This is a genomic window from Desulfurella amilsii (genome assembly GCF_002119425.1).
GTDB lineage: Bacteria > Campylobacterota_A > Desulfurellia > Desulfurellales > Desulfurellaceae > Desulfurella > Desulfurella amilsii.
The window spans coordinates 259573-272064 of the sequence record NZ_MDSU01000001.1 but is presented as its reverse complement, the minus strand read 5'-3'; the positions used below and the strand labels follow the sequence as shown (position 1 = coordinate 272064).

The following is a 12492-nucleotide window of genomic DNA, read 5'->3' as shown; positions in this document are numbered from 1 at the left end:
GTGTATCTGATTGGGTTTGGTTCATAACGCTTACTACTTTTGAAGTTTTTTCCTGTATGGATTTTATGATTGCTGCCACTTCGTCTGTAGCTTTTTGTGTTTTTTCTGCAAGCTTTCTTATCTCATCTGCAACTACTGCAAAGCCTCTGCCGTGCTCACCTGCACGGGCCGCTTCAATGGCAGCGTTCAATGCAAGGAGGTTTATCTGATCTGTTATATCGTTTATTATCTTTAGAATGTCTCCTACTTTCTTTGAAGCTTCTCCAAGGTCATTTACATCAAGACTTGCTTTTGAGATAGAATTGGATAGCTCTCGGATTGCTTCTACATTGAGCTGGATTTCTTTTACCATCTTGTCTGTAATCTCTTTTGCTTCATCGGAAGATACTCTTATGTCTTCTGTAGAGCGGGCTATGCCAGATAGGGCGTTTGCTGTATCTTCTGTTGCATGTGATATCTCTTTTGTGTTTGATGAGACCTGCTCACTGGATGCAGAGATTTGAGCTGCAGATGATGCAAGTGAGTTTGTGGAAGATTGAACCTCTGTGGCTTTTGATAGTACCTCTTGCACTATACCTTTAAGCGTAGAGATAAATTTGTTTAAGTGGTCTGTGAGCTCACCAAACTCATCATTTGACTGCTTGGGCAGTACAATAGTTAAATCACCTCCGCCTTTGGCAAGTGTGGAGACAGTGGAGTTTATATGCTTTAGGGGGATGAAAATCCTTTTATAAAGTATTACCCAGACAATGGATACAATAATTATTGTCAATATCATGGCTACAGCAACAAGTGCCACAGTAGCAATTATTAATTTTTGCATAGCGCTTTTTTCATTGTTGTAGTTATAATTTTCTTGATCGATGATTTTTTGAAGTAACAAATACGCATCTTTCCATGCAATAATTTTTTGCTGCATTAAAGCATTTATAGTATCTTCTCCTAAATTATTTGATACTGTTTCAATTATTTTTTTTTCAAGTTCGCTATCTGATTTTAAGTAGCTTTGGAGTTTTAATAATTCTTTTTTTTGGCTCTCGTTTGAGATGCTTAGTACTTCGTTAAAAGCTTTATTCATATTTTCTTGCGCTTGATTAAAATTTTTCTTGGCTTTCTCGTTTTGAGGGTAAATCAAAATGCTGTTTAATGAGCCGTTTTTCTGCAAGCTCGAAACTAAAATCTCATTTAAATTGTAAACAAGCTTTTGCGAAACATCAGTTTGTTTAATAGAATTGTTTAGATTATAACCTAAGTAAGATACAATAGCCAAAAGCACTATAGCACTTAAAAGATAAAACCCATTTGAAAATGTCAATAGTCTTTTTACACTCATTTTAGCCTCCTAAATATTCTCCACAGCTAGACCAATTCTTATTCCACCCCAATGTTTGCCTTCAATAAACACAGGCACGCCTACATCAGCCATTACCTCTCCTGTATCTCTTGGATATACCTGAATAATTAAACTATCCGTATTTCTTGCAACGGCCAAACCCACTGGATCGTTAAATATTCTCATAGAACGATTCCCTACAAGGTCTTTTTCGTAATTACCCGTTAATGGTTTGTCGTAGATTGAATTGTGTATTAAGTAGCCATTATTATCCGTTAGCAAAAAAAACCTAAAATTTGGGTCCATGCTTAAATAATTATCTTCAATGGGCTGTATGTATTGTTTGAAAAAGTCTGTGAATTGTGTGCGGTATTTTTGGGGGTTTGTATTGGGAATAGTCACATAGTTTCTATCCCACAACTCAGCAGAAGAAATCAAACCCTTTTTAATCGAATCTTCAAGAAACTCTTTCATTTCCTTTGCACCTTGATTTGCTAAATCAACAACTTTCTCAAGGTAATTTCCCACTTTGACTTTTTTGAGGATATCAGCGGCTTGCAATGACATTTTGCTTAAATCTAAACTCTTAACACTAATAGCATCCAAGCTAGTGGATATTTCTTTAACAGAATTTGCTAAATAGCCCACCGTTTGTGCTACTTCTTCTTGCGAGCTTGACTGTTCTTCTATAGAGGCCGTAATTGTGTTAATCATATTGTTTGCCTGGTTGATTTTTCCTGCTAAAGTCTCAAATGATTGGAGCATCTCTTTTACAGACTGTATATTAAGCTCAACTGCCTCATGTATTACTTTGTTACCATCTGCTAAGCGATTAAAATCATCGGCTACTGAATTAATAGTCTTTTCTATCTCTTTTGATTGTTTTTGTGTTTGCTCTGCAAGCTTTCTAATCTCATCTGCAACTACAGCAAAGCCTCTGCCGTGCTCACCTGCACGGGCCGCTTCAATGGCTGCATTCAAAGCAAGAAGGTTTGTTTGGTTTGCTATGTCGTTAATAATATTTACTATAGATAAAATATCATCTATTTGAGCATGCAAACTCTCCATAGACTGCTTGTTTTCGTTTAACACTTCAATTGAATTTTGAGATGCATTGCTTATGTTTTGCGTTGTTTTAATTGTTTGTTCACTTATAACATTTACTTCTTCCATAAATCTGACAAAATTTTCCATGTTATGCGATATGTCGCCTATGGCTTTTGTAGAATCGTTCATAGTTTTGTTTATTGCTTCTAGGTTGTCTTTAGTTTCATTCATATGGTGTGTTATATTTTTAAGCTCAAAGTTGAATTTAGCGTTAAAAACGGAAGTTTTTGTTGCATTAAGTATAAGTTCATTGAAAACATTTCTTGAAAAGCCAATCATATCGTTTAGAAAAATCTTAACTGCCTCAATAAAGCCAGGTAAATCATATTGTTTTGTTAAGTCATGCCTTTGGATTTCTAACAGTTTAGTGTATTCTTTGTTTGTTTTTACAATAGGGCCGATGACAATTTTATAGTAATACCAAAAATTAACCAAAACAAACAGTGTTGTAGCAGCACTAAACGTATACATAAAATATTGATTTACAAATGTTCTAAAAAATAAATACCCAATCGCTCCACCCGCAAAATACAATAAAAATGTTACAATAGTAAAAATAACAAGTCTATTAATCATAAAACGCCCCCTTTACATTTTATTATCTCAAAGAATTCTTCTTTTGGCAGTGGCTTGTAAAACAAGTAGCCCTGGAAATAATCGCAGTCCATATTTTTTAGTATCTCAAATTGCTCCATCGATTCTACACCTTCTGCTATTGTTTTCAAATTTAAGCTGTGTGCTAGGTAGATAATAGATTTAGTTATGTTTTTTGTTTGAGTATTTGAAAGTCCTCTAACAAACGAAATATCGATCTTTAGAAACTCAACATTTAGTTTTGTAAGATAAGATAAAGATGAGTATCCCGTCCCAAAATCGTCTATCGCAAAATGAACACTACTTTGCCTTAATTCGTCAATAAGCCTTCTTATATAGTTAAAATCATTGAAGAATGACCTCTCAATAATTTCAATTCTTAAAAACGGCTCATTAATACCGAAATACTTTAAATTAGAAACAAGACTTTGTGCTAAATGTTTTTGCATCAGACTTTGGATCGAAAGGTTAACTGATATAGGCACTAAATGTTTACAGTAAGACTTTATAGTTTTAAAATCGCCTAAAACTTGGTTTAAAACCATACTTTCTACATCAACAATCAAAGAAGTATCTTCTAATATCGATAAAAACTTGCCGGGCAACAAAATTTTACCATTTTTGTTCCACCTTAAAAGAGCTTCTGCCCCAACAATGTTTTTATCTTTATCAACATATGGCTGATAAAACGGTATAAATTTTTTATTCAACACCGCAAGTTCTAATTCTGCTTTTAGTTTTAATTTTTGTGAAGACTTTGTCTCTATATCTTTTCTAAAGAATCCTGCTTGATTTTCGCCTTTTTGCCGTGCATCTACAAGCGCCACTTGAGCTTTATTTAATAAATCCTTTGCGTTTTTAGAATCATTAGGAAAAAAGCTGAGGCCTATATTAAATGAGAGTAATATTTTATGACTTTCGACCATATATGGTTTTGATAGCTCGTTTAAAAGCTTTACTGTTATTACTAAAACATCTTCTGGTGTTTTTAAATCTTTTATTAAAATACCAAATCTATCAGACTCAAGCTTTGCAATTACATTGCTGAGTCTAATATTTTGTTTTAAGCGCAAGGCAATCTCTTGTAGTATTTTATTGCCCATTTCATAGCCAAAGGCATGGTTTATGTTTTTAAACTGTATGGGATTTATCACCATAATTGAGCTTATTTGGCTATGTTCCAAAACTTTTTGGAAAAAAAGCTCACAAGTATAAATAAAAGTATTAAGGTTTATAAACCCTGTTGCCTCATCAAAGTGCATTAATTTATAAAGTTTGTCTTTTAGCTCTTCTTTTTGTGAAACTTCTTTTGCAATTAATATATAATGTGTAATTCTGCCACTATCCACAAAAGAATAAATGCTTGTGTAAAATTCTTTTGAACCTTCTTTAAGGTCGTATTTTAGTAATCCCAAAAAAGCCTCACCTTTTTTTAAAGTATTGTAAAAACTGCTTTTTATAATTTTAAATTGCTCTTTATCAAATAAATATGCAATTTCTTTGCCAATCAAAACCTTAAAAGCATCGCTTGAGAGATAATTACCTTCGTTTACAAAAATTATCCTAAAATTACTATCACAAATAACTACAAGTTCATTACTTTGGTTAAGTGCTGAAAATGTTAGCAAAGAAAATCTGTCTTTTTCGATTTTATTTAGCGCAAATATTAAATCTTCTTGAATTTCATTGAGCAAGTGCAAAAATTTATCATCAAAAGTATCTGGCAGCGTATCCACGATTAAAATAATGTAGCTCACTTTAGCATTTTTTAGGATAGGTATTGCGCATGTTGATCGAACATTAAACTTTGAAAAAAAATCTCCTTCGCAGTTTAACGTTTGACTAACATTTTGTATTAAGCTAATTTTTTTTGAAAAATAGGCTTTCGACACAGAGCAGTTACAAACATTTTGCGGCTTAACTTCCAAATCAAAATCTATACTGCTCTCATCTATGTAATTTTTTGCCCTCTTATAAATAGCTTTGAATTTTTTATTCTTTACAACACCAAGTACGCACGCACTATACGAAACTTTATCCACCAACACATCGCAAACCGCTTTTAGTAAATCATTCTCATTATTTTGTCTAATAGTTAGCTGATTTATTTGACTTAGTGCAAAAAATAGTTTTTCGTATGATTTTTCTTTGGATTTATCAAATACCAATATTAACCCTGATGGTTTTCCTTCAAAATCCACAGTGTATGCAAAAATTGAAACAGGTATTTTTATCCCATGTTTATTGCAAAAAAAATACTCTTTTAGCTCTATTGCAAATAACTCACCACTTAAGCGCTTTAGCACAATATCTTTAATATGGTTTAGAGTATCAAAATCAACTTTTAAAAAATCAAAAAAACTTTTGTTTAATAATCCTTCATGCTCATATCCTAAGAGTTTTTCAAGCGTTTTGTTTGCATAAACAATTTTACCGTTTTCTTGATATACAAACACACCAAATATGTCAGAACTACCAAAAACGTTTAAGTAATTATTGATCTTTTTATACCTTCTTAATAAATTTTTGAGCAACCAATACCGATATTATTATTTCTTTATATTAAAATTTTTTTAATTTGTAAAGGAAATTATGCATAAATTAAATTATAATATGTAATTGAAATTAAATATCAATTTAAAAATATAAAACTCATCAAATATTGACGCCAGACAAATATTAAAATATACTGTTGTTTGATAAATGTTGGGTGTTTTTGTTTGAATCTTTGCGAGTATTAAGCATATGAATAGACTCATACATGGAGGCAATATATATAGCTTTGCTAGAAAACTCCATTTAAAACCAAGCGATATTATTGACTTTTCCTCAAATATAAATTTTGTAACACCAAAGGTAAAGTTAAATATTGACGTCTGTCCATACCCTGACCCAAACTACTCAAGGCTTAAAAAAGCCATCGCAAAAAAATTTAATATTAGCGCAAGCTTAATTCAGCTGTTTAACGGCGCAAGCGATGCTATATTTAATATTTTGCAACGCTACAAAAATGCAGTTTTATACGCACCAATTTACCTAGAATATAAAAGAGCGCAACGCATCCACATGATAAATAGGTTTGAAAATATTTACGAATTACCAAAAAAAGATGCACTTGTGGTATTTGCAAACCCAGCTACACCTGATGGAACATATTATAACTTAGATGACTTGTTTGAAATCTGGTATAAACAAAACAACACAGTCTTAATTGATGAGTCTTTTTTGGATTTTTGCAGTAAGAAAAGCGCTATCGACTACATTGCTCAATACGATAAATTGATTATCTTAAAGTCTTTTAGTAAGTTTTATGCGTGTGCAGGCGTAAGGGTTGGCTGCACAATTAGTAAAATAAAATTTGACACACCAATTTGGAATATCTCATCATTTGACGAAAATTACATTTTGCAAGCGTTAAATGACTCAAAATTCTCATTAAAATCAACTCAAGTCAATGAAAAAAACAAAAAGATGCTATGTGAAATTTTGAAAGAAAGCAATCTATTTACAACAATATTTGAAAGCTGTGCAAACTTTTACCTTGCAAAGCTAAAAAACCTCACAGCTTTTAGCTTACAAAGAAAACTATCCGAGTTTGGGATTTTAATTAGAAATTGCTCTAACTTTGACTTTTTAGATGAATCTTTTGTGCGTTTTGCAGTAAAATCAAAAAAAGACTTAAAAATACTCAAAAAGACTCTAAAATGAACGATATTGCAGTATTTGGCTCATCATCAAGTGCAGGAAAATCTACAATTACAATGCTTTTGCTAAATATTTTAAAACAGCACAATATAAATGCCCTACCCTTTAAAGCACAAAATTTCTCAAACAACTCAACCGTAGCCGATGACAATACAGAAATTGCCTTTGCTCAGTACTTTCAGGCTAAATCAGTTAATCTAAAAACAAGCCGCTATTTGAACCCTTTATTAATAAAATCTGGCAAAAATTCTCATTTGCATATTATAGAAAACGGCAATTTTTTTGGCGAATTATCACCAATCGAATACTACAATACAATTGATACATTTAAAAAAACGGTTGAGAATAGTTACATTAGATTAAAACAAGAGGGCATAGTTGTATCAGAAGGCGCAGGAAGCCCAACAGAGTTGAATTTTTTGGATAGAGATTTAGCAAATACTTTTATTGCGCTAAACTTTAAACCTAAAATTGTATTTGTTGCAGATATTGAGCGTGGTGGTGTTTTTGCAAGTATATTTGGCACAAAAGAATTGTTAAAAAAAATTGGATTAGAGATTTCTGGTGTCATCATAAATAAATTTAGAGGCGATATAAAATTGTTTAATGATGGCATAAAAATAATAGAAAAAGAGTTTAATATACCTATTTTTGGTGTGTTGCCTTATTTAGAGCTCAATGTAGGTTTTGAAGATAATTTAAATACAAATAACTATATCCAGCACAAAAAACCCATTATAAAAGCCGGCGTGTATAATTTTAGATATATGAGTAACTACTATGATATTGAACCGTTAATTTTAGATAGAAATGTAGAGGTTTCTTTTTTTAATAATTTAAATCAAGCAGATTTATTTGATGTTGTAGTGTTACCTGGCTCAAGACAAACAGTTTTAGATTTATTGCTTATCAAAAAGCAAGACTACAAAATTTTGAAAAAGACAAAAATTATTGCCTTATGTGGCGGGTACCAGATGCTGTTTGAAAACATTTATGACAGTATAGAGTCAGACATAAAACACACAAAAGGCTTAGGTTTAATAAAAGGCAATGTTAGATTTGAGCCAAACAAAATACTAAAACGCTCTAAATATAAAATTGGAAGTTTTGAAGTAAATGGTTTTGAGATGCACTACGGCAAAACAGATAAACTTTATTTTGAAGATGAAAATATTTTTGGCACATTTGTGCACGAAGCTTTATACAACGATGATTTAAGAACATGCCTGCTAAAAAAAATTAACCCACAATACTCCCCCTACAACTACAAAAAAGCCTACAAGAAGCACCTTGCGCAATTTGTAGAAAACGCTAAAATGAACTTTTATGTGGATAAACTTTTTAAACTCCTATAGTGCCTTAGCGCTGTGTGCGTTTGTTTTAGAAAACATATTTGGCTCTATTAAATTTAAGTTTCACCCTGTTTACTTATTAGGCAAATACATTAGATTTTTTGAAAATCATTTTTATAAGGATAGTGTTTTTGCGGGATTTATCTTGTCTGTTTTAACTATTATCGTATCTGTAGTCGTTGTAGTTTTAATAAAATTATTATTGCCTGCACCTTATTGGCTTATATTTGAGGTTATCTTTGCAAGTGTTTTGTTAGCAAATAGGCTTTTGTACAATGAAGTAAAAAATGTCGTACTATCAGAAAATCCAAAACAGAAATTAAAGTACTTAGTAACTAGAGATGTCGATCGCTTGAGCGACTCAGATGTATACAAAGCCTGTATCGAAACATATGCAGAAAATTTAAATGATGCAGTCATTGCGCCGCTGTTTTATTTACTTTTATTTGGCATTTGGGGTATTGTGGTTTACAAAGCTGTTAATACGCTTGATTCTATGGTAGGCTATAGAAACTCTCGCTATGAAAAGTTTGGTAAAATAAGCGCGCGCCTTGATGATGTGTTAAATTTCATACCCGCAAGACTAACAGCTATATTGGTTTTGCTCTTAAATAATAAGTTAAAATATATAAAACATATAAATTCTCTCGCAAGGCACTATCCAAGCTTTAATGCAGTCTACCCTATTGGGGCTTTTGCGTATTCACTGGAAATATGCCTTGGGGGCCCAAGCGTTTATTTTGGCAAAACAGTATTTAAGCCTACGTTGGGCTATAACAAATGCACACTGGATAAAAGCGATGTATTCTACGCGCTAAACCAAAAAACAAAAATCGACATAGCTATTTTTTTGGTGATCTTGATTTCTTTTATTTTGGAAAATTGGAGGCTTTTGATTAAATGAAGGCGTTGTTTATTGGAGCCAACAAAAGCGGTAAATCACGTTTGGCTTTGGAATATACACTAAAATTAGCTTCAAAAAAGCCGTATTTTATTGCAACAGGTATACCAACAGATGAAGAAATGAAAAAGAAAATTGAGATTCACAAAAAAGACCGCCAAAATAGATTTATTACAATAGAAGAACCCCTTGAGATCTATAGAACAATAAAACCCATAGAAGCATACAAGCTTGTTGACTGTTTAAGTTTTTGGGTTAGCAATATGCTTCTTAATAGCAAAGAAGATGAAATATTGACTGAAGCAGAAAAAATATCACAAATAGAAAACTCGATTTTTGTTATAAATGAAGTAGGCGCAGGTGTTATACCAGCAAATGAACTTGCAAGAAAATTTGCCCACTACAATGGCCTGGTATCACAAATCGTAGCAAAAAACAGCGATGAAGTGTACTTTTGCACAGCGGGTCTAAGCTTAAAAGTAAAATGAAAAAACTTTTAGTCGGTTTTGCTATAGCCTGGAATATGCTAACTGCTATACCTATTTTTAGAACTCACACTTTTAAAGAAGGCTATATGGGGTTTTCGTGTGTAAGCTATGGTATTGTGGGGTTTATATTAGGATCAATTATTTATTGCATAAACTTACTATTTCAAAATCAAAGCCCGCAAGTGTTAATAAAAATTTTGCTATTTGGGTTTTATACACTATCTTATGGGGCACTTCATTTAGACGGTCTATTCGATAGTCTTGATGCAATTTTTTTAAAAGCACCGAGAGAAAAAGTTTTAAGCGTTTTAAAAGATCCACATTTGGGGGCATTTTCTGTAATTTTTGGCACATTGTTTTTAATCACAAAACTTAGTGCTTTTGCGTACCTAAATCATATGCTTTTTTTTATTTTAATTGCCGCATCGTCCCGCTACAGTGTAATTTTTTCTATAAAATTTTTTCCTTATATTTCCCACGGTATGGCTGAAAACGCAAAAAAAGAGCTAAAAATTTATCACTTAGCTATCGCAAGCTTACTAATGATAATACTTTGCACGTTTGTTTATAATTTGGCCGTTATATTTTTGGGTTTAAGTGTTTTTTTTAGTATGTTTTTAGGTTATTTATTAACAAAAAAGTTTGGCGGCTTAAATGGTGATATGTATGGGTTTCTAATTGAAGCTAATGAGCTTTTGATGCTTTTAGCCAGTATTTTCTTTGGTAAATATTTGTCTTGACACATTGCAATAAATTTCATAATTTAATGAGCAAAAGCGGGGCGTAGCGCAGTCTGGTAGCGCACCAGTTTCGGGTACTGGGTGTCGGAGGTTCAAATCCTCTCGCCCCGACCAAACAAAGCTTAAACCTATTTTGAATAAAAATCGCTCAAATGATTTGAAAACCCGCTTAGGTTTCCGCCCGCCAAATTTTTCTTAAAAGGAATTGAAAATTGTTTTGCTTTGATGTTTGGCTTAATGCCAAACGGCGGAAACGCTTCGCTTCGGCTCGGGCGTGGTGAAAATTCCTCCCCCAACCCCTTCCTTTTTGCCCGCCTGCTGGAAACTCGAGAGCGATTTTTTCGGACGGCGGCGGGGAAAGAAACACAAAAAGAAAAGAAGGTCACACTTGCCCTAGCACTCCGGTATGCGAGGAAAAAGGGGACAGGCTACTTTTATAGGTAAAAAATGGCAAGCAAGAATCAAAAAAGTATTTGGCTTGGAATCAACCATAAAGCGAAATGGAAGACCAAAAAAGAAATAGAAGATAGAATAAAGTAGCCTGTCCCCTTTTTCCTTTTAATGTAGTAACACTAGACCCCTTGTAAATTGGAGGTGAATAATGTCAAAAATGCTTGAAGACAATTTAAGGTGCCGAAGCCATTATATGGAGGTAAAACACAATATATTAAAATCAGACAAAAATAGCATAACAGACAATATAAACGATTTTATTAAGATAATTGATTATTGTGATAAAGAATATTGGAAATATCGGGAGGGCTGGAAAAGTAACGGTAACTACCAAGAGTCGCCAAGTAATTATCTGGTTAGTTATCCTGGGTTTGATAACTCAGTAAAAGGAATACTAAAACTTTTATGTGAAAAATATCCTTTAGAATGGATAGATCAATTGTTTGCTGAACTTTTTGCAACTTTTGAAAAAATTCAAGAAGGCAATGAAAATAATCTTTTTAAATTGTTTAATTATATGGGAGAATTGCAATATATAGAAAAATTACCAGACGAAAAGAGACAAAAGGACGTGCGTAACTTATGCAATTTAAGTAGGCATGTAGATAGCCTTGCAAGTGAAAAATTTTTGTTTTTAATATACTTGTTTATTTTATCAGTTCAAGAAATAAATACTAGTACCTGTATTGAAAAAATAATATCAAAAGCAAGGGATAATTTCACAAATAAAACAGAGGAGGAAAAATTTTTAGCTACCTGGATTATTACTGAAACGTTGATAGGTTCTAAAAAAATTGATTGGAAAGATAAAAGAAATTTCTTTTGGGAATGGAAAGAAAACCCGTATTTTAGCTTTTTTAACGAAACAACTTTTATAAATTTTGAACTTATTGATAACATTGCAAAAGGTGGTTTCGAAGGTGAATCTTTAGATAAAGATAATCCTTTTGCAAATCATTTTATATATAATTTTCTGCAGTTAGTCCATTCATTTGAAGGAAAAGCATGTGATGAAGAAAAAAATTTTTTTAGAGAAAAAATACTGAAAAACATAACTTTAAACTTACAAGAAAAAACCAAAGAACTCCTTAAGATTATTAATAATTCCTTTCATTTTAGTGAAATGTCTAATTGGCTAAATAAAAATAAAACAGAGAGTTATCGTTTTGTTTTTGCATCTTTTGCATCTGCTGATTATTTAAATAAACTCTTGCCTGGTGTTATTTTGTTAAAACAAGAAGAAAAAAGAATAATAGATGAAACAATTTATCTGTATTATTTTATTCTTTCCTTTGAAAACGATAGGTACAAATTAAAAACATCGAAAATATCAAAGTTTGAACAGCCTGATTTTATATTAGAAACAGAAAACGCCTATAAAATAGGTTTGGAGCTTACTAGATATGAAAAAGAGGAAGAATTTAGAGAAAGAACTAATGACGACAAGTTTAATCTACCATTTATCGATCCCACAAACGGTCCGTACCAGTTGATTGAACAATTGAAAGATAAAATTAACGAGAAAATATTAAAGTGTAAAGATTATAATAAAACAAAGCAAAATTTAAAGTTGGATGAACTATGGCTTTACCTTAATCCATCAATAATAAGTAGAACTGCCTTAAACTTACATGTACATGAAAATTTAGACAAAAATTTTTATAAAGAAATTGTAAATCAAATAAGAAACTCACTAAATAATCAGAAAGATAACTGTTTTGATAAAATTTATTGCTTATCGAATAATAAACCCATTCTATTATTTACAAGCTTTTAGACGTCTTTCATTTTTGCTTTTCCACCTAATTCAATAAGCGAT

At 31.9% G+C, this 12492-nt stretch carries 9 protein-coding genes and 1 tRNA gene; 7 read left to right on the top strand and 3 right to left on the bottom strand.

Annotated elements, in window-relative coordinates; translation table 11 throughout:
• The 3 genes from DESAMIL20_RS01400 to DESAMIL20_RS01390 all read right to left on the bottom strand — a co-directional run.
• Nucleotides 1-1333: methyl-accepting chemotaxis protein (locus DESAMIL20_RS01400; RefSeq protein ID WP_086033092.1), on the bottom strand; the 1333-nt coding region annotated here is incomplete at its 3' end.
• Between the two features lie 9 nt (nt 1334-1342).
• Entirely contained in the window at nt 1343-3016 is a 1674-nt protein-coding gene (locus tag DESAMIL20_RS10740) for a methyl-accepting chemotaxis protein (RefSeq protein ID WP_086033091.1), read from the bottom strand.
• The gene (locus DESAMIL20_RS01390; RefSeq protein WP_086033090.1) at nt 3013-5568 is read right to left on the bottom strand and encodes an EAL domain-containing protein; all 2556 of its coding nucleotides are present in this window, start codon (nt 5566-5568) and stop codon (nt 3013-3015) included. The genes DESAMIL20_RS10740 and DESAMIL20_RS01390 overlap by 4 nt, the downstream gene beginning before the upstream one ends.
• A 211-nt stretch (nt 5569-5779) precedes the next feature.
• Here DESAMIL20_RS01390 and DESAMIL20_RS01385 point away from each other — a divergent pair, with 211 nt between their 5' ends.
• The 7 genes from DESAMIL20_RS01385 to DESAMIL20_RS01355 all read left to right on the top strand — a co-directional run bounded on the left by DESAMIL20_RS01385 (nt 5780) and on the right by DESAMIL20_RS01355 (nt 12450).
• Entirely contained in the window at nt 5780-6742 is a 963-nt protein-coding gene (locus DESAMIL20_RS01385) for a pyridoxal phosphate-dependent aminotransferase (RefSeq protein ID WP_086033089.1), read from the top strand.
• The gene (locus DESAMIL20_RS01380; protein WP_086033088.1) at nt 6739-8094 is read left to right on the top strand and encodes a cobyric acid synthase; all 1356 of its coding nucleotides are present in this window, start codon (nt 6739-6741) and stop codon (nt 8092-8094) included. Before DESAMIL20_RS01385 ends, DESAMIL20_RS01380 begins: the two co-directional genes overlap by 4 nt.
• Nucleotides 8066-8995 (top strand): adenosylcobinamide-phosphate synthase CbiB, encoded by a 930-nt coding sequence (gene cbiB / locus DESAMIL20_RS01375; RefSeq protein WP_086033087.1) that lies wholly within the window; start codon nt 8066-8068, stop codon nt 8993-8995. The genes DESAMIL20_RS01380 and cbiB overlap by 29 nt, the downstream gene beginning before the upstream one ends.
• Complete coding sequence (locus DESAMIL20_RS01370; RefSeq protein ID WP_086033086.1) at nt 8992-9480, top strand: bifunctional adenosylcobinamide kinase/adenosylcobinamide-phosphate guanylyltransferase; 489 nt, start codon at nt 8992-8994, stop codon at nt 9478-9480. Before cbiB ends, DESAMIL20_RS01370 begins: the two co-directional genes overlap by 4 nt.
• Nucleotides 9477-10220, top strand: coding sequence for an adenosylcobinamide-GDP ribazoletransferase (locus DESAMIL20_RS01365; protein ID WP_086033085.1), 744 nt, complete (start codon nt 9477-9479; stop codon nt 10218-10220). The genes DESAMIL20_RS01370 and DESAMIL20_RS01365 overlap by 4 nt, the downstream gene beginning before the upstream one ends.
• A 37-nt stretch (nt 10221-10257) precedes the next feature.
• A tRNA-Pro gene (locus DESAMIL20_RS01360) sits at nt 10258-10334 on the top strand.
• 487 nt (nt 10335-10821) lie between these two features.
• Nucleotides 10822-12450 (top strand): hypothetical protein, encoded by a 1629-nt coding sequence (locus DESAMIL20_RS01355; protein ID WP_086033084.1) that lies wholly within the window; start codon nt 10822-10824, stop codon nt 12448-12450.
• Nucleotides 12451-12492 lie beyond the last annotated feature (42 nt).

Bases quoted from the DNA above. Each gene is read 5' to 3' on its own strand.
- DESAMIL20_RS10740 (WP_086033091.1), bottom strand. From the start codon at position 3,016: ATGATTAATAGACTTGTTATTTTTACTATTGTAACATTTTTATTGTAT.
- DESAMIL20_RS01385 (WP_086033089.1), top strand. From the start codon at position 5,780: ATGAATAGACTCATACATGGAGGCAATATATATAGCTTTGCTAGAAAA.
- DESAMIL20_RS01380 (WP_086033088.1), top strand. From the start codon at position 6,739: ATGAACGATATTGCAGTATTTGGCTCATCATCAAGTGCAGGAAAATCT.
- cbiB (WP_086033087.1), top strand. From the start codon at position 8,066: ATGTGGATAAACTTTTTAAACTCCTATAGTGCCTTAGCGCTGTGTGCG.
- DESAMIL20_RS01370 (WP_086033086.1), top strand. From the start codon at position 8,992: ATGAAGGCGTTGTTTATTGGAGCCAACAAAAGCGGTAAATCACGTTTG.
- DESAMIL20_RS01365 (WP_086033085.1), top strand. From the start codon at position 9,477: ATGAAAAAACTTTTAGTCGGTTTTGCTATAGCCTGGAATATGCTAACT.
- DESAMIL20_RS01355 (WP_086033084.1), top strand. From the start codon at position 10,822: ATGTCAAAAATGCTTGAAGACAATTTAAGGTGCCGAAGCCATTATATG.